The organism is Pontibacterium granulatum, from assembly GCF_029961155.1.
Lineage (GTDB): Bacteria > Pseudomonadota > Gammaproteobacteria > Pseudomonadales > Balneatricaceae > Pontibacterium > Pontibacterium granulatum.
The window spans coordinates 218,393-244,163 of the sequence record NZ_JASBRH010000005.1 but is presented as its reverse complement, the minus strand read 5'-3'; the positions used below and the strand labels follow the sequence as shown (position 1 = coordinate 244,163).

General features: G+C 51.0%; 19 protein-coding genes. 3 read left to right on the top strand and 16 right to left on the bottom strand.

Translation table 11 applies throughout. The features are described 5' to 3' along the window. From QKW35_RS07210 to gspE, 14 genes are all read right to left on the bottom strand, one after another. Positions 1 to 335: hypothetical protein (locus QKW35_RS07210; protein ID WP_282351871.1), on the bottom strand; the 335-nt coding region annotated here is incomplete at its 3' end. A gap of 539 nt (positions 336 to 874) precedes the next feature. Next, positions 875 to 2,887 (bottom strand): hypothetical protein, encoded by a 2,013-nt coding sequence (locus tag QKW35_RS07205; RefSeq protein WP_282351867.1) that lies wholly within the window; start codon positions 2,885 to 2,887, stop codon positions 875 to 877. Between the two features lie 608 nt (positions 2,888 to 3,495). Beyond that, on the bottom strand, positions 3,496 to 5,898 hold the full coding sequence (locus QKW35_RS07200; protein ID WP_282351866.1) for an autotransporter outer membrane beta-barrel domain-containing protein: 2,403 nt from the start codon (positions 5,896 to 5,898) through the stop codon (positions 3,496 to 3,498). A gap of 681 nt (positions 5,899 to 6,579) precedes the next feature. Further along, positions 6,580 to 8,751 (bottom strand): type II secretion system secretin GspD, encoded by a 2,172-nt coding sequence (gene gspD, locus QKW35_RS07195; RefSeq protein WP_282351884.1) that lies wholly within the window; start codon positions 8,749 to 8,751, stop codon positions 6,580 to 6,582. 5 nt (positions 8,752 to 8,756) lie between these two features. Further along, entirely contained in the window at positions 8,757 to 9,338 is a 582-nt protein-coding gene (locus QKW35_RS07190) for a hypothetical protein (RefSeq protein WP_282351865.1), read from the bottom strand. A 3-nt stretch (positions 9,339 to 9,341) separates the two neighbouring features. Further along, positions 9,342 to 9,944 carry a type II secretion system protein GspM gene (gene gspM / locus QKW35_RS07185; protein WP_282351862.1) on the bottom strand — a complete coding sequence of 201 codons (603 nt, stop codon included), beginning with the start codon at positions 9,942 to 9,944 and terminating at the stop codon, positions 9,342 to 9,344. Then, positions 9,941 to 11,059, bottom strand: a complete 1,119-nt coding sequence (locus QKW35_RS07180; RefSeq protein ID WP_282351859.1) for a PilN domain-containing protein — start codon at positions 11,057 to 11,059, stop codon at positions 9,941 to 9,943. Before QKW35_RS07180 ends, gspM begins: the two co-directional genes overlap by 4 nt. A gap of 10 nt (positions 11,060 to 11,069) precedes the next feature. After that, positions 11,070 to 11,999: a type II secretion system minor pseudopilin gene (locus tag QKW35_RS07175; protein ID WP_282351857.1), complete on the bottom strand. Its 930-nt coding sequence runs from the start codon at positions 11,997 to 11,999 to the stop codon at positions 11,070 to 11,072. Next, positions 11,977 to 12,675 carry a prepilin-type N-terminal cleavage/methylation domain-containing protein gene (locus QKW35_RS07170; RefSeq protein WP_282351854.1) on the bottom strand — a complete coding sequence of 233 codons (699 nt, stop codon included), beginning with the start codon at positions 12,673 to 12,675 and terminating at the stop codon, positions 11,977 to 11,979. The genes QKW35_RS07175 and QKW35_RS07170 overlap by 23 nt, the downstream gene beginning before the upstream one ends. Continuing rightward, positions 12,672 to 13,076 (bottom strand): type IV pilus modification PilV family protein, encoded by a 405-nt coding sequence (locus QKW35_RS07165; RefSeq protein WP_282351853.1) that lies wholly within the window; start codon positions 13,074 to 13,076, stop codon positions 12,672 to 12,674. The genes QKW35_RS07170 and QKW35_RS07165 overlap by 4 nt, the downstream gene beginning before the upstream one ends. Beyond that, positions 13,069 to 13,515 carry a GspH/FimT family pseudopilin gene (locus QKW35_RS07160; RefSeq protein ID WP_282351852.1) on the bottom strand — a complete coding sequence of 149 codons (447 nt, stop codon included), beginning with the start codon at positions 13,513 to 13,515 and terminating at the stop codon, positions 13,069 to 13,071. Before QKW35_RS07160 ends, QKW35_RS07165 begins: the two co-directional genes overlap by 8 nt. 29 nt (positions 13,516 to 13,544) lie before the next feature. Then, complete coding sequence (gene gspG / locus QKW35_RS07155) at positions 13,545 to 13,991, bottom strand: type II secretion system major pseudopilin GspG (RefSeq protein ID WP_282351851.1); 447 nt, start codon at positions 13,989 to 13,991, stop codon at positions 13,545 to 13,547. Between the two features lie 17 nt (positions 13,992 to 14,008). Next, positions 14,009 to 15,229: a type II secretion system F family protein gene (locus QKW35_RS07150; protein ID WP_282351850.1), complete on the bottom strand. Its 1,221-nt coding sequence runs from the start codon at positions 15,227 to 15,229 to the stop codon at positions 14,009 to 14,011. A 4-nt stretch (positions 15,230 to 15,233) separates the two neighbouring features. Beyond that, positions 15,234 to 16,958: a type II secretion system ATPase GspE gene (gene gspE / locus QKW35_RS07145; protein WP_282351848.1), complete on the bottom strand. Its 1,725-nt coding sequence runs from the start codon at positions 16,956 to 16,958 to the stop codon at positions 15,234 to 15,236. A 232-nt stretch (positions 16,959 to 17,190) separates the two neighbouring features. On the opposite strand from gspE, the gene QKW35_RS07140 reads away from it, so the two are divergent. Beyond that, complete coding sequence (locus QKW35_RS07140) at positions 17,191 to 18,042, top strand: SDR family oxidoreductase (protein WP_282351847.1); 852 nt, start codon at positions 17,191 to 17,193, stop codon at positions 18,040 to 18,042. A 120-nt stretch (positions 18,043 to 18,162) separates the two neighbouring features. After that, positions 18,163 to 18,690: an REP-associated tyrosine transposase gene (locus QKW35_RS07135; protein ID WP_282351845.1), complete on the top strand. Its 528-nt coding sequence runs from the start codon at positions 18,163 to 18,165 to the stop codon at positions 18,688 to 18,690. A 176-nt stretch (positions 18,691 to 18,866) separates the two neighbouring features. Here the strand turns inward: QKW35_RS07135 and QKW35_RS07130 are convergent, their stop codons facing one another. Both QKW35_RS07130 and panD read right to left on the bottom strand, forming a co-directional pair. Further along, the gene (locus tag QKW35_RS07130; protein WP_282351883.1) at positions 18,867 to 20,795 is read right to left on the bottom strand and encodes a propionyl-CoA synthetase; all 1,929 of its coding nucleotides are present in this window, start codon (positions 20,793 to 20,795) and stop codon (positions 18,867 to 18,869) included. Positions 20,796 to 21,120: 325 nt separating this feature from the next. Beyond that, positions 21,121 to 21,555: an aspartate 1-decarboxylase gene (panD, locus tag QKW35_RS07125; protein ID WP_282351843.1), complete on the bottom strand. Its 435-nt coding sequence runs from the start codon at positions 21,553 to 21,555 to the stop codon at positions 21,121 to 21,123. 474 nt (positions 21,556 to 22,029) lie between these two features. Here panD and metH point away from each other — a divergent pair, with 474 nt between their 5' ends. Further along, positions 22,030 to 25,740 (top strand): methionine synthase, encoded by a 3,711-nt coding sequence (gene metH, locus QKW35_RS07120; protein WP_282351841.1) that lies wholly within the window; start codon positions 22,030 to 22,032, stop codon positions 25,738 to 25,740. Positions 25,741 to 25,771: the final 31 nt, after the last annotated feature.

The following is a 25,771-nucleotide window of genomic DNA, read 5'->3' as shown; positions in this document are numbered from 1 at the left end:
TTGTCAGGTGCGACGTTGTTTTCGGTGCTTTGCCATTCGCTGATATCATTTACGTCTTTAGAACCACCGCCGGTAAAGTAGGACACATCTACATCAGGGTGTTCTTCAGCACTGGAGATAAAGACACTGACATCGGCAGCGTCGTCACCGTTGTACACTTCCTCCCAATCGTCAGGAATCATCATTGCCGGTGATGCACCTTTAGCATCACCCTCCAACTGAAATATTCCGAGCTCATCAACCGCCCAGACAGCAGTACCCACCGCAAATATTGCGGAGAATGCTGCTGCAACCAGGAATGAAGAGGCACGGAATAGTCGCGTTAGCCCTCTCATTATAAACCTCCTCAGCATCCGAGCCTAGACTGCTATTCGGATGCCAGACCCAATACTCGCGCTAATCGCGAAGTGTCAGGTTTTGTTATAAAAATCTCTGCCAGAGCAGACCCCTTGCCTGAATCTCCGTGTTGATGAAATATTGCCTTGCGCAATGGCCTTACAACGCTATTCCGCAAGACAATATTTCCCGGGATTCAGCCCAGGGCGAAGGGCGCCCGCCCTCCTGCCTTCATGGCTGCAACTATCGGGCCTATTTGTTAACCGTATGTTTTTTAAATGATTTTTTATGCGTTCATCGTATACAGAGCTGATGTGTTGTAATGCATTTCATACGCAAAACCGCATGCGATAGGTAAGTGTTTGAAATAATTGGAAAAATAGGAATAAATGATGTAAATCGGTGTTTACTGTAACGTGTTGTTTGCATCTGCAAACTATGTGAGAACAGACGTTTCAAACGCTTTACGTTTAAAGAATGGGCAAATAAAAAAGGCGATCGGCCCAGAGCCGATCGCCAATGAGGGGGGTTATATCAATTATGGTTTTGTTGCTGTGGTTTTCGCTGGAAGTGTCACGTCCACGTTTTCACATGCATGTGTCACAGGATCGTAGTTGGCGTCCCCTTTGTAGGTTGCCACGTACGATACGGATGATGTCGCATTCAACGTAGAGATAATGGTTGCATCCGCTGCCAGCAGTGTAGCGACGAGATCGCCATCACTGACGTCGCCAGCATCCGCCATTGCTACTGTTTTAGTTGCAGATGGACTACCAGAGCAGTTTGCTGTCAGGTATATATCGAAATCTACATTGCCGGTAGGATCGATAGCATAGCCATCACCTGCCACTTTCGCACGGTCCAGAACAATCACGTGTGTCTCGATTGAAGGCAAACGTTTCTGGATCAGCACTTTTTCACAGTCTGCAGTGGACGGTTTGTGGTTAAGGTCACCGCTGTATGCAGCCAGGAAGGACAGCCATTTGTCGCCGCCACCTGCGGTTAGATAACCGGCAGTGTCAAACTCACTGGTTTCCGCTGTTTCATCGGCTGCGAGAGTAACGTTTTCAGTACCGTTCGTACCAAATCCGGAGATTGGGGTGCCGGTACAATCGTCGCTTGGATACAGGGTAAAGTCCACGGAACCTGTCAGGTCTAAACCACCGCTGCTGGTTACAGCTGCGTAGTCATGAATTTCGGTACCGACAAATACGGAACCGCCATCCAGGTTGACGTTGTGTACACCTTTCTCGTGGATCTCTGTTACGACGGATGAGTTAACGGTGTTCAGTGTCACGGTCTCACATGGGGCTGTAGCATTCGGCAACACGCCATCGGAGCTTATAAACTGCGCCAGGAACGAAATGGCGGTGGCGTTATTTGCGATGGAGTATTCCACATCGCTGGTTTCGAACTTCAGCTCGTCACCCACGGTTGTGCCGTTGCTAACATCGGTATTCAGTACTTCGGTAGGGGTACCGCTACAATCACCGGAGTTATATTGATTGATTATGATGCTACCGCTTGGTGTAATGCTGCCGGCACCGGTCACTTCCAGGAATGCAGCGTCATGCAGCAAACTACCGGTAGCGATTGAGCCGCCGTCATAGTTGGTGCTTTCATCACCCTGCGCGTGGATTTCGGTGCGCAGCTCGGTACCACACACTGGGAAGTCCGCAATTACGAAGTCTTTCAGCGAAGCAGTGAAGGAGCTGGAAGAACGGGTTTCAGCCATAAAACTGGCGAAACACGCTTCACCACCGATAACTTCGGATATGTTGATACCACCTTCGAAGAACGTCTCGAATGGGAACTGATTGATAAAGCCATCTTTGGACTCATAAGGCCACGGCGAATCTTCAGTCATGTCATTGGTAATCGCACAGGCCTCCTGAGGGTTATCTGCATTACAAATCGCACCGGCGCCGGATGCGCCAAAGCGCAACCGGAGATTAGATGCAGCACAATCGCCCGGCTGTGGACTGTTGCTATCCGCTTTGGAACAGGTTGGGTCCCATTCAACGACCTGTATCAATGGCACAGCATTGTTTGCCTGCGGGAAGTTAACCAGCACTAATGTATCGCCTGGCATGTGTACGCCAGAAAAAGAGCCATCGTTCTCTGCTCTTACCAGGTCTTTAAAGAACCAGAATCCCATAAAGGTGTCGCCGTTGTTAATCACACGGTCGGCGCCAAAGTAGAGAATCAAATCACCAATAGAATGAACTGGCGGAACATTGGATGCTGATAGGTAGGCCGCTGCATATGCGTTAGTGATGTCACTCTTGTCCGGTACTGCACCGTCTTTGTGGCTCCACTGCGATACGTCCTGAATATCTTTTTTACCACCATCAAAGATTGATTGTGGTGCTGGGTCAGGAACGATACCTGTAAACGCGAATTGACTTCCGCCCGGTGGATTTTGACAAGGACCACCTGGAACAGCTGCTGAATTACAAAGTGTTTGCCAATCATCCCCTGCTGCGGCCTCTTCCACAGCATTGGCATCAAGTTCAAACAGACCTAGTTCATCGACCGCATACGTCGTCATAGATGTTAGTGAAAACAGACATCCAAGCGCGAGCGCTTTGAGGAATGCCTTTATGTCGCACGCTCTCATGTCGTACCTCCTGGGATTTCTGCTCAAGGCCATTTGAACAGTCCCATGCTTTCCACTTCGCTTGGTTCCACACAGTCCAAGGTGCGGAGCAAGTCTGGCTAAATGTCTGAAACTCTTATGCGAAGTGAAAGTGCTTTATCTTTCCTGTTGTAGCACAACAGGCCCTTCCCAACCTTGAAGATCGAATAAAGCTATTAGCTGGGTCCCATACCACACAAACGTCAGTGTCATTGCAGCTATCAATCCATCAGTTTGGGATAAAAAGGTAATTAAACCTTCTCGCAACAGAATGCAGCAAAGAACATGCCTGAACGATATGTGATTGTTTTTATTGGATTTAAATAAAAAATGAATGATGAAAGCGTACTTTTTGTAAACGATACTGAACGTTCTTTAGAAATGCCGTAACGATGTCGTCTGGCCTGCATACGCGATGCACATGGAAAAACATCAGAAAATCAACGGATAGCGCTGATTATCAGGGACATGAGGTAAGCAGCGATGGGGACGGATCCCCATCGCTTATTGACATACAGGCTTTACAGCGTTGCGCTAGTAGGTCCTGGAAGTGTTACGGTGACATCTTCACATGCGTGAGTAACCGGAACGTAATTGGCATCACCGTCGTATTTCGCTTTGTAGGAAATAGATGATGTGCCGGTTGCGGTAATGATGCGTTTGTTGGCATCAGACAGGGTGGCGAATAGGTTGCCATTGGACTGAACCAGGTCAATGTTATTGATGGTTTGCAGCAAGGTGCCTGTACAGCCGGTGTCCTTGTAAATCTCAAAATCGACAGTTCCAGTTGGCAGTACAGCTGCATCACCGCTTACCTCTGCACGGTCAAGAATGATCACGTGTGTTGAGATAGTCGGCAGGCGTTTGTTCACGGTCAGTTTCTCACAGCCAGCCTCTACACCAGATTTGTAGAACTGGTCACCGGCGTAGGACGCGCGATAAGAGAGCTGCTTATTAGTGAGTGTGATCGGAACGTAGCCGGTTGTATCGTAGTTGTCAGACTCGGCAGTACGTCCATTAGCAAGGTAATCCTTACCATCTGCTGTCAGATCTTTCACTGGATCGGGTTGCGAAATGACCTGACCGTCACATGTGCCGTTGTCATACAATGTAAAGGTAACGTTACCTGTTGGTCGTTCAGGTGCACTACCGCTTACTGCAACAATGTCGTGGATTTTTACACCGATCGTCACGAATCCATTCTGGATATCCGCAGGTGTACCGATTGTGTGACCTGCGTTTGCAGTACCTTCATGGATATTGGTTATTACGGTTGGAACATATTTTTTCAGTTCCAATGGCTCACAGACTGCATCTGATGGGTTGTAATTGGTATCACCGCCGTAACTTGCTTTGAACGACAGTGAAGCGTTCGCATCGGTGGTGAGATAACCCGTAGTATCAAAGTTGCCAGTTTCTGCCTCGCCACTACCATTCAGGGCGACAACCTGGGTACCGCTTGTTCCGAAACTCGCAATCGGGCTGCCGTTACACGTAGCGTTATCGTACAGCGTGAAAGAAACATTACCGGTAATCGTTGGTGCCCCTGTCCCTGTTACTTTCGCAAAGTCGTGGATATTGATACCAACAAACTGTGTTGTATTGGTGATATCTGCGTGCATACCCAGTTTGTGAATTTCTGTAACCGTTGTGGTATTCAGTTTATTCAATGTCAGGTTTTCACACACAGCCGTTGCGTTCGGCAGGATGCCCGTACTGATAAATTCCGCCAGATAGGAGATTGCACCGGCGTCAAACTGAGTGTCTCCGGTTTCAACGCGAATTTCATCTCCGATTGTTGTACCTGTTGCAACATCGACTGTTGCGATCACTGTACCAGTACCGGTGCAATTAGCCGCGTTGTACAAGGTAAATACAATACTACCCTCTGCGGTAACGGTGCCTGGACCGGTTACTTTCAGGAACGCTGCATCATGGATAAAGGTACCTGCATCAACTGAACCTCCTTCGAGGTCAACATTATGTACATCTTTCTCATGGATCTCGGTACGCAGTTCTGTACCGCACACTGGGAAGTCCTCAATTACAAAGTCTTTCAGGGATGCGGTAAACGAGCTGGATGAACGGGTTTCGGCCATGAAGCTTGCGAAACAGGCATCGCCACCGATAACTTCAGAGATGTTGATGCCGCCTTCGAAGAACGTCTCGAATGGGAATTCGTTGATAAATCCATCTTTTGATTCGTATGGCCAAGGGGAATCTACGGTCATGTCGTTGGTGATTGCGCAGGCTGCCTGAGGGTTATCACTGTTACAGATTGCACCAGCCCCTTCTGCACCAAAGCGTAGGCGAAGGTTTGAGGCAGCGCAGTCGCCGGGTTGAGGGTTATTGTTGTCCGCTTTAGAACAAATAGGATCCCACTCCACCACCTGGATCAGCGGTACGGCGTTGTTGGCCTGCGGGAAATTAACCAGAACTAAAGTGTCTCCCGGCATATGGTGACCGGAGAAGGAACCATCGTTCTCTGCTCTTACCAGGTCTTTAAAGAACCAGAAGCCCATAAAAGTGTCACCGTTGTTGATAACACGGTCGGCGCCAAAGTAGAGGATTAGGTCACCGATAGAGTGCACATCAGTAACATCTTTACCAGACAGGTAAGCAGCCGCATAGGCGTTTGTGATATCGCTCTTATCTGGCACAGCACCGTCTTTGTGGCTCCATTGCGATACGTCCTGTATATCTTTTTTACCACCATCAAAAATTGATTGTGGTGCTGGGTCAGGAACGATACCAGTGAATGCAAATGCACCGCCCTCAGGTCCACCGGCATTCTGACAAGGACCGCCGGGTACAGCTACCGGATCACATAGTGTTTCCCAGTCATCAGGCGGTGGGGTGCCGTCTTCCACAGCATTAGCATCGAGTTCAAACAGGCCGAGTTCATCGACCGCATAGGTCGTCATAGGTGTTAATGCAAACAGACATCCAAGTGCGAGCGCTTTTATGGATGCTGTGATGTCGCACGCTCTCATGTCGTACCTCCTGGGAATATCTCCTCGGCCTCCGCCGCGAAGTCCCATGGATTCTCACTCCACGCTAATCCGTAATGTCCGCATTACGAATAAATACTGGTTGGGTGTTTGTATTTCAAATACGCAGAGTGAATGTGCTTTATTATTCCTGCCCTTTCGGGCAGGCCCCTCCCAATCTCCAAGATCGAATAAAGCTGATTTGCGGTAACCCCGCTAAGCCTTCAGGTACGTGTGCTGTGCAGCTTTCAATCCTTAAGCTCGGGACAAAAAGGAACAATTACCTTTTTGAAACTGTATTCAGCAAAGAACGCGCCAGATTTGTATGGCATTGATAATTAAAGAAATTTAGTTTGATTGGCCGATATGCAAGGTAAGGATTGTAAAAGGTGTGAAACATCTGGATAACTGCGTGTAACAGCTATGAAAATCAACCATTACTAGTGTGTAAAATATTCAATAATTTGGTGGGTTTAGGATAAAGGCAGCTAAGTAATCGTGGGGGAAGGTGTATAAGTTTGTAACGCAGGGTTTACTGTATATACGTTTTTTCCTCTGAGTCAAAATAAAAAGGCTGCACAATCGCAGCCTTTTTATTTTAGCGGGTACTGTATTTTAACCTTCAGGAAACTCCACTCCACGCAATTTATCCCTGTATTCTCTTGTCACATCCCGCGCTTCGTTTTTATCGGTCACAGCCGTCGGTGTAATCATGACAACCAGCTCGGTACGATCAACAAACTTCCGTTCGCTGCCAAACAACCAGCCGAGTACCGGTACGTGCCGCACACCGGGGACACCACCACTGCTTTGGTCTCGGTTCTCTTTAATTAAACCACCCAGCACCAGGGTTTCACCGCTCTGTACGGCGACGCTGGTTTCGATCTGGCGTTGGATAATGGTGGGTGAGTCGATTCCGGATGTCGTTGTCTGGTCTACGTCATTCACTTCCTGCTTTATATCCAATACAACCATGCCGCCTGCGTTGACGCGTGGCGTAACCTCCAACAGTACACCCGTATCTTTAAACTGGATGGTACTGGTGGTATTCAGGTTGTCGCTGGTAGTAGCTGTCGTTTCGGACGTTCTTACCGGCACTTGGTCACCTACACGAATCGTTGCCGTATGGTTATCCAGCACCATCAGCGAAGGTGAGGAGATCACATTGAGCTTGGAGTCTTCCGCCAACGCATTAAGCAGCAATCGGGTACCCACCGCATCAAAGACTTCAAAATTTGCGGTTGGGAAAAAGTCGTTTGGCGTTACGATCGGCACATTACCGACACTTCCGCGTGCAGACTTGTTATCCAGCGATGATTTGAAGAACCACTGAAGTCCGTAACGCAGCTCATCCTGAAGTGATACTTCAACGATGGTGGCTTCCACCAGTACCTGAAGCGGGAGTACATCGAGCTTCTCGATGGCGTCCCTTACTTTTTCGTAGTCGATTGGACTGGCAAGGATCAACAGGGCGTTGTTTTCTTCATCGGCAATGATGCTTACGTCGCCCACATCCAGGCTGGACCCGTCGTTATTGCTGGAAGATACTTTTGTACGGGATGAGGTATCGGTGGATGATGTTTCAGAGCCAGCGGTATCACTGGATTCATTACGTGTTGTTTGCGTACGGGCCTGTTCATCCCGGGAGTCTTGTTGTCTGCGCTGGCTTCGACGCTGGCCCTCGAACAGTTCACCGAGCATTTCAGATAGATTCTCTGCTTTTCCATTCTGTACGTAATAGACATACATGTTCATGCCGCGTCGGTCCTCCGCCCTATCCAGGCGACTGATCCAAACCTTCACGTCGGTGAGATACTTTTTCTGCGGTGTCATCACTAGCAGCGCGTTGAGTCGCTCTATTGGCATAAAACGCACCAGGCCTGCTAATGGACCGTCTGCAGAATCACCAAAGATCGCTTCCAGCTCTTCAACAATGACACCAGCCTCGACAGATTGGAGCCGGAACAACCCCACAGACATCCCCTTCAGCTGATCCACGTCGAAGATACGTACCGTTTCGCGGATGTTGGTTAACTCCTCTTCGGTGCCTGCTACTGTCAGCAGGTTTCGGCGCTCATCAACCTCGATCAGCCCCTTTTCCGGTTTTAGCGGCTCGAGGATCTTCATCATCTCTGAAGATGCGATATAACGCAGCGGAAGGATCAACACCTGGTAACCACTGCCCGCTCTGAGCCGGGTGCGCGGAACGAACGCCACTGGTGCCTTGGCAGCAGGCACAATCTCATAGAAATTCTGGGACTTGAGTAACACCGCGTCGTTGAATTGCAAAAGTGTTTCCAGCGTTGGGATCAGTTCATCAGACGACAAAGGCCGACTGGTTTGTAGATAGACACTGCCGCGAACATCTTCGTCAAGCACATAGTTCTTCTGCAGGATGTCACCCAGGATGGTTTTGACCACTTCGCCAATCTCTGCATCCTGAAAGTTGAGGGTGATGTCCCCTTCCCCCGGTTCTATGGCATCGCGGGATGCGACGCCGAGATTGACCATACTGCCTGTGCCTTGGTAGAACTCCTGAGATGGCGCTTCATTGATTTCGGTTGTCCGGTACTGATCCTTAAAACGATCCGCCGCATCAGAGATAGCAGGCTGAGCGACTTCCGCAGTTGCCTGACTGTCACCTGAGCTTTCGATTTGCTGTGCCGTTTTTTTCTTCCAAGGACTGTCAAACGTGTCTCGGTCCCCGCCAGGGGTTAGGCTGCACGAGCTGACCAACGCACAGACGGATGTCAGTGCAATAAAGCCAAATATTCGTTTCAGTTCCATCACGACTAACCTCCGTTAGTACCGGATTTACCTGGCGCAACAGCCCGAACAGGTGCTTCCTGAGCGCGTTGCGGTTTAGTATTTGTGTTGGGTGATTGTTCTTTTTGTGCTTCCTGCTGGGCGTTACGCTTGGAGCGATTCTGTTTTGGCGCTTGTCGCTCGCGTGGTCGCCACAGCTCTAACCGCGCTTGTTCGTCATTGCCGTCCAGCAGAATGTAGTCCCGACCGATCTCGCTGATCGTCCACGTCTGATCCAGCGGCATACCCTGCGCCAGGGTCACTCGTTTCTCACCCTGTTTCTGAGCCATCATGGCTAGCGGCGTGTCATTGTTCAGGATGATCCCGACAAGGAACCATGTCTCTGCGACATCACTCTGGCTGACATCCTGATCAAAGTCTTCGGTTTTAGGTTTTGGCCGACGGGTGGAGTTAAAGAGCGGACGCTGACTGATGGGCTCAAAGGTGTCGAGAGGGGGATATTCAGGTAAAACAAGTTGCGACACGTCATCTTGAGCACGGATATTGGTAGACCATAGAAGCATCAGAGCAACGGTGGTGAAGGTCCAAATCAAAGGGGACTTACTCATCGCTCACCCCTCCTTGCCACTGTGGCCGATCAGATCAAAGCGTACATCCAGCGAAGGCAACTGGCGTCTGACAGGCTGATTTCGTCGAGCCCGGTTAACCCGTTGTGGTGCCCGGCGTACTGCGGCTGAAATCACCAGGTTTTCTATAAACAGCAACGGTTTACCTGACTCGATCTGGTGCATGAGTTTAACCAGTTCATCGATCTCGCTACGCACATGTACCTGCAGCGAAACGGTTGGCAGCACAGTTTCCGTACTTCGCTGCAGAATTTGGGTACTTACTACCTGGCCACCAGAATCAGAAACCATGCGGTTTAGCTGTTGTTGAAGTTCAGCGGCGGCGAGTGTTGGCTTGGTTTCTGACAGATACAGATCGGCGGTTGGGTTGTTCTGTTGCAGAGCGTTTAGTTCCTCTTCACTTTCTATGAGGCCTGACGCTACCCGTTTGTACACGGCAATCTGGTGTTCAAGCCGTTCCACTTCCTCACTCGCATTTACGTAGCGGTTATAAAGCGGATCGAAGACCAATACGACTGCGGCCACAATCACCAAGACCAGTATTGCTAACGCCAGCAAACGGCTTTGATTAGGATTCATCGAGTTCATTGTGCGTCCTCCCGTTTGAGCTGGGCGACAATCACAAAGCGTTCTTTTTGATTACGGGGGTTGGAGGTCACCGGGGAGGAGAAACGGACATTTCTTAGATATCCCGATCCCTCCAGTAGGCCGATCAGGGCTGAAGCCTGGCCGGATTCACCCTGAAGCTTTAGCTCATTACCCCGCAGTTCCAAACGGCTGATCCACGTGTTATCCGGCAGCAGCTGGGTCAGTTCGTTGATCAGGATAAGCGCGGACGGATCATCGATCTTTTTATTGATCAGGAAGCGCCTGCTCTCTTTCAGTAACTTCACTTCATCGGCCACAGCCTGAGCTTTTACCGCCTGCGCTTTGGGTACGTTTATCTCCGTTTTCAGGACCTCGACTTTGCTCTCCAGCTGCAATACGGGCAGCGTAATTGCAGCGGCAAACAGCACCAGCAACAGCAGAATCTGCCAACGACGGGAGCGCTCACGTTTGCCGTGCGCAGCGGACATGCTACTGGGCAGCATGTTCATTGAGTAAAGGTTGTCACTCGCCTCAGCAGCTGGTGCCATAACCGTTGGCGTAAGCCCCATCCGTGCAAATTGATCGAGGAGTGGATCAACCTTGGATCGTACGGCGAGGGTTAAGGTAACGCCTATTTTTTCGGTTTTCTTATCGCGGTGGGTGACGCAATAGCCGTAGTACACCTGCTCTGCGGTGAACGGCGTATGTCGGTCCATCTCGAACCGCAACACGTTTTCGAGGCCTGACTCAGTGGCGGCTGGAAGTTGCAGCGTTCTGGTAAGGAGTAACTTGGGTGGAAGCAGTATAACGGTGTCATCAGCCTTGTTGCGAAGGTCTGCAAAGGACTGATGGGTGTCACCGGACACCTGCCAGGAATCGCTCAGTTCAAACTGGGTAACCGGTTTGAAGTTACCACGACTACCGTACCGGACGCTGCAACGGCCCTCTTCTATCTCGCAAAGCAGGTAACGCCCTTTGCCTTGTAGTCGGTCTCGGAGGCCGTGGGGGAGCATGCCCATTAATTCGCCTGTCCACCAGTGCCATAAACGTCCTAATTGATTAAGCGCTTTATTGGCGTGAGACTGAATTGCAGGCGATGCTGTTTGTTTTGCCATTGGAAGTCACCTAATAATCAGGCTCCAATCCCTCTAGTAACGGCTCCTTTTTCTCACTGCTTCTGATGAGGTCAAATCGTGCATTGGCGGCGGCACTGCGGCGACGAACAATCACTTGTTTAAATGCCTTTGCACCCTGTCCAACAACAGCTTCTGTATGAATAGTGTAGTAGACACCTTGTAAAGTTGGTGAAATTAACTTGCCCTGGAACGGAGGGGTTTCGGGTGGAGGTAACCCATCTTCATGGTTGAGACGGCGATCAGAGATGTATTGATCGACCATATCCTCGTCCGAACCTTCCAGCGACAGAAGGACCAAACGCGGCGCTACGAGCGGATTGATACCATTTTTTAACGAATGGACAGTCAGCGCCGGACTGATACGATCGTAAATCCACTCCTCCATTCCGAGCACTTTCTGCAACTCTTCGACGGTTTCAAAAATAGCGTCCTTTGCACCGTATTCGTAGCCAGCATCCAGATAATCCTCATCCTCCGCACCGTTCAGGCGTTTCAGATCGTCTTCGTCACGCCAATCCAGTATTGCGTCAACGATTGGGGTGGCAATGTCCTCGTCGATCTCCGCCACCTCAAACAGTTTTGCCAGATGTTCGGGGGTTATCAGGTTCAAATCGATCTTGCCGTTCTCATCCTGCAGACTCACCTTGACCAGGGCCTCGTCCAAGTCCATTGAGTGCACACTGCCATCGGCTAGCCACAGCTCCTCGCGCGGTAACGTCAAGCTCCAGATAGCCCAACGCACACCCGATTCAGCAGCGTAACGAGCTTGAGTCCCCAATGTCATGTTGCGGGCCAGCTGCGCCTCTGAACGGGTAACGGTGGAAATATGAAGGGCGATAAGGGAGAGCAGTACCAGCAACCAAAGCACTGCAATTAAAGCGAAACCGAAACGATTGCTAGAGCAATTTTTTAAACTCATACGTGCTTGTTTTCGGAAGAATGTAAAGGTTTGGCCATTCGTCGTCTGGCCCAAACTCCAGCTGAACCCTTATTGACCGCGGCAACTGAGCATCATCCAGCCACTCGTCTTCCCAAATAGGATCGCCATTTTTATCTATTCGAAGGTATTCAAAAGTGACGCCGGTAAATTCCTGGTTTCCGACGATGATCTCGCTTTCCAGTTCGAGAATTTCATCGATCTTCTCTTCCCAGACAATCGCTTGGAAGGCGGCGTTGTCTTCGTCATCAAAATTGGTTTTCTGGTTAAACGGCAGCAGGTTGAGTATCAGGGAGCGATCTCCATTTTCCGCTTCCCGAGTGCTGATCATGATCCAAAAAAGATCATCAAGACTGCCCAGCTGCTCCATGGGGGCGATAAACATCACCTGGTCTTCCCGGCCATAGAATGCGGCCACGGCAACACCGTTTTCATCGCGTACTTTTTCGGGGCGCAGCGACGACAGTACCCGGCGTAGCGCATGCATCGAAACATAGGAGTCGTTCCCTTGATGGATGTTTTCGGATACCGCTTCCCAGCTCCGTATTGCGAGATGCAGGCCGGACACCACGACAACAGCGAGCATGCTGGATACCACTAAGGCCACAATCATCTCAATCAGTGTGAAACCTCTGCAGCGTGCCTGAGACGGGTTCATAGGGTGTCCTCATCTACGATGTAAATCGAGGACAGTATGAACCGCTCACTGTCGTGATCGCCCCAGATCACTGCGACTTCAACATGATACGGCATAAAACTGTAGACGGTGCCCGGGTCCTGATCCGGAAATTCCCAGGGTTCAATGCGTGCTTCCCAACGGTATGCATCATTAAACTCACCTTCACGCCGCCCTACCTTCAGTTCCGGTGTTCCTACTAACTCGGAGAGTTTGGATTCCGCCAACATCAATGCATATTGGTCGGTGCTTGCCGCTCGGCTGGTGCGCATTGAAACCGACAGGATGCTCATGATCACGCCCAAGGACATCGATAACACGATGAACGCAACCAGTACTTCGATCAGGGTGAATCCGTTCTCATGGCGTGGTGGCCTAATCATTGATGATCACCCTGCCCGTGAGCCAATCGACCGCTACTGTGTAACTCAGACCTTCAGATTTGAGTGAGACCACGCCACCGCTGGAGCTACCGTCGGGATAGAAACGTATCTCCGGTTCATCGTCGGTCTGACTGAGTTCGCGGGTGAGTTCCATTGTGATCGATGAAGGCCATGTATACAGCTTTGATGAGCCGGTAACCTCTATCGCGGCTGGTTCTTCAAGACGGGCTACCGAGATGACGTCTCCTTCTGCAATTGCACGACTGCGGGCAAATCGAAGCAATGCTGCGACCTTTTGTGCTTCGCCCTTAATCTCAACGCCTGGAATGAGTGCCGAAAACCTTGGGGCGACAACCGTGATTGCCATAACGGCAATGAGCATCGTGACCAGCAGTTCCAGCAACGTGAATCCGTACTGATTGCGTGACGAGGCGTGCATAATCAAAAGCCCATAACTGTATGGCCAGGCTATTCCCAGCTCACCACATCGCGATCATCCCCTTCGCCGCCTTCTTTCTTATCAGCACCGTAGGAGTAAAGATCAAAGTCGCCGTGATCACCTGGTGATTTGTATTGATAGGCCATACCCCATGGATCATCACGAATGACTTTCTTTTTAAGGTATGGGCCGTTCCAGTTGCTCGCGCTCGACGGGGCTTCCAGCAGTGCGTTCAGCCCTTCTGAGGTTGACGGATAGCTACCGACTTCGAGGCGATACAGATCGAGTGCTGCACTCAGCTCCTGAATTTGCAACGCAGCGGTTTTGCTCTTAGAGCTTTCGAGTTGCTTGAACACCTGCGGTCCTACCAAGCTTGCCAGTAAGCCCAGGATCACGAGGACAACCAGAATCTCCAGCAAGGTGAAGCCCTTCTGCCTTCCTTGCGTAATGCTTTGTTCAGACTGGTTAAATGCCATAACAAAACTCTCCTAAATCAGATCGGTATATCGTTGATACTCATGATAGCGACCAGGATCGACATGATGATCCCGGCAATCAAAATGCCCAATCCCACGATCAGTACGGGGGTCAGAATGGACAGTGCGCGTTGAATGGATGTTGAAACCTCTCGGTCGTACACGTCTGCGACTTTGAGCAGCATGCTTTCCAACTGACCGGTTTCTTCACCTACCTGGATCATCTGTAATGCCAGCGATGGAAACAACCCGGTGGCTTGCAGTGGTCCTGCCAGGTGCTTACCCTCTTTCAGACTTTTGGTTGCATCCGCCACAGCCTGCGCCATACAGGTGTTAGCAATGGTTTCCCGTGCAATGCCTAACGCACTCAGTAGAGGCACTCCGCCCTGCACGAGTGTGCCCAGGCTACGGCTAAAGCGTGCCGTATCGACACGCTGGCTTACTGCTCCGATGAGCGGTATCGACAGTCGCTTGCGATCCCACCATAAACGCATGTCGGGCTTCGATAGCAGGTGCCGCCAGTAGAGAAGTGCCGCGATGAGAATCAACAGTCCCCAGTGGAAATAGTCACGAATTACCTCCGCCGCCGTGATTACAATCGCAGTTGATAGCGGCAGTGCTTGCCCCATATCAGCAAACAGCGTCTGAAATTGAGGAACCACGTATGTGAGTATGATGAGCAGCGATACTGCGGCGACGATCACGAGGATGATCGGGTAGATAAGGGCTGATAAAACGCGATCACGCAGCTCTTTGCTGCGTTCGAGATAGATCGCGAGCTGGTCGAGGCCGCTGCCCAGGTCACCTGAGACCTCTGCAGCCTGCACCATGCTCACGTAAAAATGAGAGAACGTGTCGGGAATATCCGCAAGGACACGGGATAGCGGAAGTCCACGTCGTACGCCGTCCTGAATCGGTTGTACCAGCACTAACAGCTGCGGATCGTCGCTGACCTGGTACATGATATCCAGGGCCCTATCGAGCGCGATACCCGCCTGCATCAGTGCAGACAGCTGCTGGGTAAAGATCAGCAGGCGAGCATCGCTCAGTCCCCGCCTGCCTACTTTGGTGTTGAGTAGGTCTGCGATGCTGAACCCGCTTTCCCCCATCTCTATGGAGATTGGGATCAATCCCTTACCCTGCAGCTGGTGCACTACGGACTGCTCGTCCGTCCCTTCCAACGCGCCACTGCGAGATTCCCCTTCGGCAGTTACGGCGCGGTACTGATATAGAGGCATGGTCTCAGGCCTCCTGCGTTACACGAATGACTTCTTCGATACTGGTCATGCCTGCCAGCGCTTTACGGCAACCATCTTCGTACATAGTACGCATGCCCGATGCTCTTGCGGCTTGCAGTAATACGCCGGCATCCGCATGTTGCAGTACCAAGCGTCGGATTTCGTCATTCATGGATAATATTTCTGTTATCGCAATACGCCCGTGGTAACCGCTGCCGCCACAGTGTTCACACCCTTTCGGGTGGTATAAACGTGTGATTGGATGCTCTTTCGCACCTTTCAGACCCAGTTCTTCAACGATTTCAGGTAGTGGCTCATACGCTTCCCGACAGTGAGGACACAAACGCCTCACCAGTCGTTGGCCGATTACGCCGTTCAGAGTTGATGTGAGCAGATAATCTTCCACTCCCATCTCTAAAAGTCGGGTTACGCTGCTGGCAGCGTCGTTGGTGTGCAGAGTTGAAAGCACGATGTGGCCGGTTAACGCTGACTGCACACAGATACGCGCTGTTTCCAGGTCACGCATCTCACCCACCATGATTACGTCGGGGTCCTGACGTACGATCGAGCGGAGCGCACTGGCAAATGTAAGTCCGATGGAGGATTTCACCTGTATCTGATTGATCCCCTCAAGCTGGTATTCCACCGGGTCTTCAACAGTAATCAGCTTGCTCTGCTCGGTGTTCAGTTGGCTGAGTGCCGTATAAAGCGTGGTGGTTTTACCGCTACCGGTAGGACCGGTGACGATCAGCATACCGTGTGGGATGGTGAGGATAGAATTCAGCTGGGCTTTGAGGTCATCATCCATTCCGAGTGAATCAAAATCCAGAGCAACGGTTTCGCGGTCAAGCAGACGAAGTACTACGCTTTCGCCATGCATGGTTGGAACGGTCGATACACGAATATCCAGGTCTTTACCCTGCAGGCGCATCTCGATACGGCCATCCTGAGGCAGTCGCCTTTCTGCGATATTCAGCTTTGCCATGATTTTGATACGGGAGATCACTGCCGGTGACATGTTGACCGGCGGGGCTTCGCCATCCTGAAGCACGCCATCAATGCGGTAACGAACCTTTAACCAATTTTCAAAGGGCTCGATATGGATATCGGATGCTCGGGCTTCAACAGCGCGCTGGATAATAAGGTTTACCAAGCGGATAACAGGCGCTTCGCTGGCCATGTCTTTGAGCTGTTCTATATCTTGCTCTAATGCTTTCTCGTCGGCTTCAACGCCCGCTAGAATATCGCCCATCTTGCTATGACCTTCGCCATATAGACGTTCGACGGCGTTATCAAGCTCTGTGGCGACTCCGACGCGGCAGGAAACAGGCTGACCGCTGGCCTCTTCGATCGCGGCAACAGTAAAGCTGTCCTGAGGATCGGCCATCGCTATGACAATCTTGCCGTCTTCCTCAAACAGCGGGAGCACGTGATTTTCTTTCAGGAATCGATAGGAGATCTGGTCTTGCAAGATTGCGTCAGTAGGAAAGTCTCTGGAGTTAACCAGCGGAATTTCATACAAGCTGGATAGCTGGTTCGCGATATCAGTTTCGGAAACAAGCCCAAGCCGAATCAGCAGTGATGCAATAGGCGTATCATCCCCGCTGCTCTCGCGCATCTGTATCACACGTGACAGATCATTTTCAGATAGGCATCCCGCCGCTACCAGCGCTTCACCAAATGCTTGAGCGTCAACAACCGGTGAGGTCCCTTCAGATGAAAGATTCATCCAGATATCCTCCGGCATCAGATTATGTGGCTACAACCGTGCGGGCTCTGATGTTATGAAACCCTTACAGTTGTTTAGTTACTGATCAGTTGGTCTATTTCCAATAATAGACCCAATTCGTAACTGACCACCTACTCGGGCTGAATTTCATAGGTGAATTATTTAAACACATTATTTTCTGATAGCATTCACGACTCCTTTTTTGACGGGCATTGACGGTGGTATTGGGGCTATGACCAAGGAAATTCTTATTACAGGTTGCTCATCCGGAATCGGTTACGAAACAGCACATATGCTTCGCTTACGCGGATATCGGGTCTTTGCCACGGCTCGTAAAATGGAGGACGTGGAGCGTCTTAGTCAGGAAGGTCTGGAAGCCTGTCAGCTTGATCTGGACAGCACCCAATCAATCAATGACGCGCTGGACTGGGTATTGGAACAGACCGGCGGCACACTGTATGCGCTATTTAACAATGGCGCTTATGGTCAGCCCGGTGCGGTAGAAGATCTTACCCGCGATGTACTGCGCCAGCAGCTCGAAACCAACCTGCTCGGCTGGCACGAACTGACCTGTAAAGTGCTGCCTATCATGCGTAAGCAGGGATACGGACGCATCATTCAGAATAGTTCTGTTCTGGGTTTGATTACGCTGAAATACCGCGGTGCGTATAACTGCTCCAAGTTTGCACTGGAAGGCCTGACCGACACCCTCCGCCAGGAGCTTCATGGCAGTAATATCTTTGTATCGTTGGTTGAGCCGGGTCCGATTACCAGCAAGTTTCGTGTAAATGCATACGCGGCTTTTAAGGCGAATATCGATACCGAGCATAGCGCGCATAAGGACGTATACGCAGCGGTTGATCGTCGTTTGGCCAAGAAAGATCTGGAGCGTGGAAACGATCCGTTTACGCTCGGACCTGAAGCCGTTGTAGAGAAAGTGGTGCATGCACTAGAAAGCAATCGCCCGAAACCTCGCTATTACGTCACCTTCCCTACCTACCTGTTCGCGTACCTGCGCCGCATCCTGTCAGCCCGTTGGCTGGACTACATCCTGCGCCGCGTGTCGGATGATGAGAATAAGTAATGGGCGGTTTTTGTTAGGCATCGCTTCGCGATGGCTAACCTACGCCTTCTGTAGGTTGGCCATTTCGCATGAAATGCCCAACAATTAACCCAAAATATACTTTCACAAGGACTGTGAATCATGAGATATCGAAGGAGCGATGTCGCTGGCGGTAGCTATTTCTTTACCGTTAATCTTCAAAATCGAAATCACAAAACGCTGATTGATGAAATTGACCTGCTCAGGTCGGTTTTCTCAAAGACTAAAGCAAAGCACCCATTCAATATTGATGCGATGGTTGTTTTACCTGAGCATTTGCATTGTATCTGGACGCTTCCACCCGATGATTCTGACTTTTCGATTAGGTGGAGGATCATCAAAGCTGCTTTCTCACGCGGCATCGCAAAATCCAATCCCGCTAACGCAGACCAATTGGATCGCCGTGAGCGAGGTATTTGGCAACGAAGATATTGGGAACATCTTATCCGTAACGATAACGACTTTACCCGTCACGTCGATTACATCCACTTCAACCCAGTAAAGCATGGTTACGTGAGCCGCGCAGCCGATTGGCCGTACAGTAGTATCCATCGATATATCAGATCGGGCGATATCGATGCGGATTGGGGGATATCGAACGATTTTATGGGTAATTTTGGTGAGCGATAATCGTCGTGTTGGGCATCGCGTTGCGATGGCCAACCTACATACACCATATCAATCGTAGGTTGGCCATTTCGAAGAAATGCCCAACATTTCAACCGTCCTAAAAACGAAAAAAGGCGATCCGAGGATCGCCTAAAACTGAGCTAAGGGTTGGAACTTCAGTTTCTTATGTGAAGCCCTTAAGCCGTTACCAGGCCGTGGCTTCCCATAATTTCTTCGATTTCCGGCAGAGATGCTGGATCATCGATGGTGGACGGGATTGTGTATTCCTGACCATCAGCGATTTGACGCAGCAGTTTACGCAGGATCTTGCCGGAACGTGTTTTAGGCAGACGCTGTACAACGATCGCGCGCTTGAAGCAGGCAACTGCACCGATCTCTTTACGAACCAGGGCAACCAGTTCTGCTTCCAGGTCGTCTTCTTCGATGTCTGCACCGTCTTTAAGCAGGACCAGGCCTACAGGCTGCTGGCCTTTCAGCGGATCGTTGATACCGATAACCGCACACTCCGCTACTGCATTGTGGCCCGCTACGATCTCTTCCATCTCACCGGTAGACAGACGGTGACCTGCAACGTTAATAACGTCATCGGTACGGCCCATGATGAATACATAACCGTCTTCATCTTTGTAACCGCCGTCGCCAGAGCAGTAGTATCCAGGGTACTCGGACAGGTAACCGGTACGAAAACGCTCGAAGTCGCCCCATACGGTTGGCAGACAGCTTGGAGGCAGAGGCAGTTTCAGAGCGATGGAGCCCTGCTCGCCTGCCGGCAGCTCGTTACCTTCCGGATCCAGAATCTGAACGTTGAAGCCTGGGACAGGCACAGTTGAAGAACCTGGTTTAGGGTCTTTCATCTCAACGCCGGTCAGGTTACCGCAGATTGCCCAGCCGGTTTCAGTCTGCCACCAGTGGTCAACAACTGGCTTGCCGGTCTTCTCGACAGTCCAGTGGTAAGTAGGTGGGTCAAGACGCTCACCCGCCATGAAGATGGTTTCAAGCTTGGACAGGTCGTATTTCGCCAGCTCACCCGCTTCCGGATCTTCTTTCTTGATCGCACGGAAAGCAGTCGGTGCTGCAAACAGTGCTTTACAGCCGTATTCTGCACATACACGCCAGAATGCGCCTGCATCCGGAGTACGAACCGGTTTACCCTCGTACACAACGGTGGTGCAGCCAGCCAGCAGTGGGCCGTAAACGATGTAGGAGTGACCTACTACCCAACCTACATCAGACGCTGCCCAGAATACGTCGCCTGGCTCCATGTTGTAGATCGCTTTCATGGAGTACTTAAGTGCAACCGCGTGGCCGCCGTTATCACGTACAACACCTTTTGGCTTACCCGTCGTACCGGAGGTGTACAGGATGTACAGCGGATCAGTACCTTTTACTGGTACGCAGTCAGCAGGTTCTGCGGTTTCCATTGCTGCAGTCCAGTCGATGTCACGACCTTCGATCAGAGACGCTTCAGCTTCAGGACGCTGCAGAACAACACAAGCAGATGGTTTGTGGGCAGACTTTTCGATCGCCTGATCCAGCATTGGCTTGTATTCGATGACTTTAGCAATTTCGATACCGCAGGAGGCAGTCACGATCACTTTTGGCTCTGCATCGTCAATACGTACTGCCAGTTCATGGGGTGCGAAACCACCGAATACCACAGAGTGGATGGCACCCAGACGTGCAACTGCCAGCATGGCAACAACCGCTTCAGGGATCATTGGCATGTAGATAACAACACGGTCGCCCTTCTCTACGCCCTGTGCTTTCAGTACACCGGCAAACTTAGCAACTTCGTCACGCAGTTCGCGGTAAGTCAGCTTACGTTTGCTACCAGTTACCGGAGAGTCGTAGATCATAGCCAACTGATCAGCGCGGCCGTTTTCTACGTGGTAATCCAGTGCCAGGTAAGCGGTGTTCAGTTCACCGTCAGCAAACCAGCGGTCGATGCCGTTGTCATCCTTAGACAGGATGTTTTCAGGCTTCTTGAACCACTCGATAGCTTCGGCCTTTTCACCCCAGAACGCTTCCGGAGTTTCGATGGACTTGTTGTACTCTGCTTGATAGGACATAGCGCGGGTCCTTTCTTTGTCTTTGTAGTTGTTAATCTGTCTTAGTCGTTCGGGGTCTTTCTTATTATTGTAGACAGTTGACCCCTTTCAGTTCTGTCACTTTAACCGACCGGCGCGATAAATTAACTAATACAAAAGGTTAATATATTGGTGATTAGCCCGTATTTAATGGGGTTGAGGCGGATTTGTTGATCTGAGTCGTACGACTAAGGACTGATGCTGGATTGTCGACAATATTGGGGTTTCGGATGATTTTTCGGGTGCGGAAACTTCTAATAAGCAGAAATAGCGGGAGTTCTGGCCTAAATTGCAGACACAAAAAAAGCCGCCCGTGGGCGGCTTTGTTGGATATTCTGTTCGATCAGATATCTTTTGGCTGAACTGGGATCTCGTTTTTGATACCCGTCATTACGTTGCGCTGGTGCAGCTCTTCGTCGCTTGCGCCAATGCCGCCGTCTGCTTTCGCATTCTCGAAGTAGCAGAGAGTTGGCTGGAAGGTTTCAGCTTCCTGTTCATCCAACTGTACGTATGAGCAGATGATCAGCAGATCACCTTTGCTTGCCTTATGCGCAGCAGCTCCGTTTACAGAGATGATGCCACTGTTCGGTTCAGCAGCAATTGCATAAGTAGAGAAGCGCTCACCGCTGTTAATGTCGTAAATATGAATTTGTTCATATTCTTTGATGCCTGAACGCTCCAGCAGTACGCTGTCGATCGCGCAGGAACCTTCATAATGCAGTTCTGCGTGAGTTACAGTTACGCGGTGCAATTTGGCCTTCAAGAATGTCTGCAGCATAATGTGATACCTGCTTGCTTTCCTTTCCCGGATCTGGCTCCGGGTTCCCCCCAATACTGCTTCCCAAACAGATACCTGAACACAGGATCTGTTACGGTGAAGCCCTGCTCTGATTGCCGAGTCCCGATACTCATGCAATAAGAGTTCAGTGCAAGTGTGCACTGCACGTCTTTCCTTTCGCACGACCTTAAGTCGTACGAAATGCGCTGCGCATGTTACTAGAAAAAGGACAAAATGAAACTAAGCAATTTGACCGATCCGGTACCACGCGAGCACGTGGGCGCCAATTCTAACACCAAATTCTGAAAAAATAAGGGAAAACCGGTGGTTTCTTATGTCGATTTGGTGAAATTTTGCTCAACAGAAAACAGCAAACATTAAACTCATTCAATAAAAGTTGAATCAGACTCAGGGCATCTCGCAACTAATTGATTTAAAATAATCCCTTTCGTTTTCAGACCGGATAGAAGCGCCGTGGCACAAGTAGATAAAACAGAACAGTTAAAAGCCGCCCTGAAAGACCGTATCCTCGTATTGGATGGTGGTATGGGCACCATGATTCAGGACTATAAACTTCAGGAAGAGGACTATCGTGGCGAACGCTTTGCTGACTGGCATATCGAAGTCAAAGGCAACAATGACCTGCTGGTTCTGACCCAGCCAAAAATCATTGCTGATATCCACCGTGCTTACCTGGACGCCGGTGCTGACATCATCGAAACCAATACCTTTAACGCGACTACCATCGCGATGGCCGATTACGAAATGGAATCGATCAGTCGCGAGATCAACGTGGTTGCAGCGCGTCTGGCACGTGAAGTCGCAGATGAAGTCACTGCGCAGAACCCGGACCAACCCCGTTACGTTGCCGGTGTACTTGGCCCGACCAACCGCACCTGCTCCATCTCTCCGGATGTAAACGACCCAGCCTACCGTAATGTAACGTTCAATGCGCTGGTCGAAGCTTACACAGAATCCCTAGACGGCCTGATTGAAGGCGGTGCGGACATCATCCTGATCGAAACCATTTTCGATACGTTGAACGCCAAAGCAGCAATCTACGCAGTAGAAACTTACTTCGAAGAAAACGGCCTGCGTCTACCGGTGATGATCTCCGGCACCATCACCGACGCATCCGGTCGTACCCTCTCCGGTCAGACCACAGAAGCGTTCTGGAACTCCGTACGTCACGCGAAGCCAATCTCAATCGGTCTGAACTGTGCGCTGGGTCCTCAGGAGCTGCGTCAGTACGTGCAGGAGCTGTCCCGTATTGCCGACACCTACGTGTCTGCCCACCCGAACGCCGGTCTGCCGAATGCATTCGGTGGCTACGACGAAACACCGGAACAGATGGCGGCAGAGATCAGTGAATGGGCCGAGTCCGGTTTCCTGAACATCATCGGTGGTTGTTGTGGTACCACGCCTGAACACGTGAAGGCGATGGGTGATGCTGCGAAGAAACACCCACCGCGCGCGTTGCCAGATCTGCCGGTTGAATGCCGCCTTTCCGGTCTGGAGCCGATGAACATCGGTGCAAGCACGCTGTTTGTTAACGTGGGTGAACGTACCAACGTAACCGGCTCAGCCAAGTTTAAACGTCTGATCAAAGAAAACGATTACGAAACCGCTTTGGACGTAGCCCGTCAGCAGGTTGAAAACGGTGCCCAGGTCATCGATATCAACATGGACGAAGGCATGCTGGATGCGCACGCCGCTATGGTGCGCTTCCTGAACCTGATTGCCGGTGAGCCAGATATCGCTTGTGTGCCAATCATGATCGACTCCTCCAAATGGGACGTGCTGGAAGCTGGCTTGCAGTGCATTCAGGGTAAAGGTGTCGTGAACTCCATCTCCCTGAAGGAAGGTGAAGAGAACTTCATCGAACAGGCTCGCAAGATCCGTCGTTACGGTGCTGCTGTTGTGGTTATGGCGTTCGATGAAACGGGCCAGGCTGATACCTACGAGCGTAAGATTGAGATCTGTGAGCGCTCCTACCGTGTGCTGGTCGACAAAGTTGGCTTCCCACCGGAAGACATTATCTTCGACCCGAACATCTTTGCTGTAGCAACCGGTATCGATGAGCACAACAACTACGCCGTTGACTTCATCAACGCGACTGGCTGGATCAAGAAGAACCTGCCACACGCGAAAGTGTCCGGTGGTGTATCCAACGTATCCTTCTCCTTCCGTGGTAACAACCCGGTGCGTGAAGCGATCCACTGTGTGTTCCTGTACCACGCGATCAAGCAAGGTATGGACATGGGTATCGTGAATGCCGGTCAGTTGGCGATCTACGATGACCTGCCGACTGAACTGCGTGAACTGGTTGAAGACGTCATCCTCAACACCCGTGAAGACGGTACCGAGCGCCTGCTGGCGGTTGCTGACAAATACCGTGGTGACGGCTCAGCAGAGGAAGACCCGCAGGCAGCAGAGTGGCGCAGCTGGGAAGTTAACAAACGTCTAAGCCACGCACTGGTTAAAGGCATCACCGAATTTATCGATGAAGACACGGAAGAGTGCCGCCAGAACTATGCCCGCCCATTGGAAGTGATCGAAGGTCCGCTGATGGACGGCATGGGTATCGTCGGGGACCTGTTTGGTGCAGGTAAAATGTTCCTGCCGCAGGTCGTGAAATCCGCCCGCGTAATGAAGAAAGCGGTGGCCTACCTGATGCCGTTTATCGAGGAAGAGAAAGCCGGTAACGAATCAAGTTCCAACGGCAAGATCATCATGGCCACCGTAAAAGGTGATGTGCACGATATCGGTAAAAACATCGTGGGCGTGGTGCTGCAGTGTAACAACTACGAGATCGTTGATCTGGGTGTAATGGTTCCTGCGGAAACCATCCTGAAAACAGCCCGTGAAGAGAACGCTGACATCATCGGTCTGTCTGGTCTGATTACGCCATCCCTGGATGAGATGGTGCACATGGCAAAAGAGATGGAGCGTCAGGAATTCAACATCCCATTGATGATTGGTGGTGCGACCACCTCCAAAGCGCACACTGCTGTGAAAATCGACCCGGTGTTCCATCGCGACCAAGTAGTGCACGTAACCAACGCATCCCGTGCGGTAAACGTAGCCTCTGCCCTGCTCTCTAAAGAGAAAAAAGCCAACTATGTCAAAGAGATACAGGAAGAGTATCAAGCGGTTCGTGAACGTCACGCTGCACGAGCCAACGACAAGCGTCGCGTTACCCTGGAAGCGGCACGCGAAAACAAGTTTCAGATCGATTGGGACAACTACACGCCGCCGGTACCAAACCAGATCGGTATTCAGGTATTCGAAGATGTCTCTCTTGACGAGCTATTGCCTTACTTCGATTGGTCCCCGTTCTTCCACTCCTGGGAGCTGGCGGGTCGTTACCCACGCATTCTGGAAGACGAGATCATCGGCGAAGAAGCAACCAAACTGTTTGCTGATGCGAAGGTGATGCTGAAGAAGCTGGTTGATGACAAGCTACTCACGGCGAAAGCAGTGGTTGGTTTGTTCCCAGCGAACAGCGTCAACGATGACGATATCGAACTGTACACCGACGAAAGCCGCACCGAAGTACTGACCACTTTGCACCACCTGCGTCAGCAGATCGAAAAAGCCGAAGGTAAGGCCAACATATGCCTGACCGACTTTATCGCTCCTAAGAACAGCGGTAAGAAAGACTACTTCGGTGCGTTCGCGGTAACAGCGGGTCACGGTTGTGATGAACTGGTGGCCGAGTACGAAGCGGATCACGATGACTACCACGCAATCATGGTGAAAGCACTGGCCGACCGTTTTGCTGAAGCCTTCGCTGAAATGATGCACGCAAAAGTGCGTCGCGAGATCTGGGGCTACGCATCCAATGAAGCGCTGGATAACGAAGATCTGATCAAGGAGAAATACCAGGGTATCCGCCCTGCTCCGGGTTACCCGGCGTGCCCTGAGCACACCGAGAAAGGCCTGATGTGGGAGCTGCTGGATGCAGAGAAACACACGGGTATTACCCTGACCGATGCCTACGCAATGCTGCCTGCTGCATCTGTAAGTGGTTGGTACTTCAGCCACCCAGATTCTCAGTACTTCGGTGTTGCGAAGATCAGTGAAGATCAGGTTGAGAGCTACGCACACCGTACCGGCATGGAGATGTCTCAGGCTGAACGTTGGCTGGCACCTAACCTGGGTTACGAGCCTGAAGAGGGTTAAGCCCTTTTCGCTATTTGTTGAAACGGCCTGT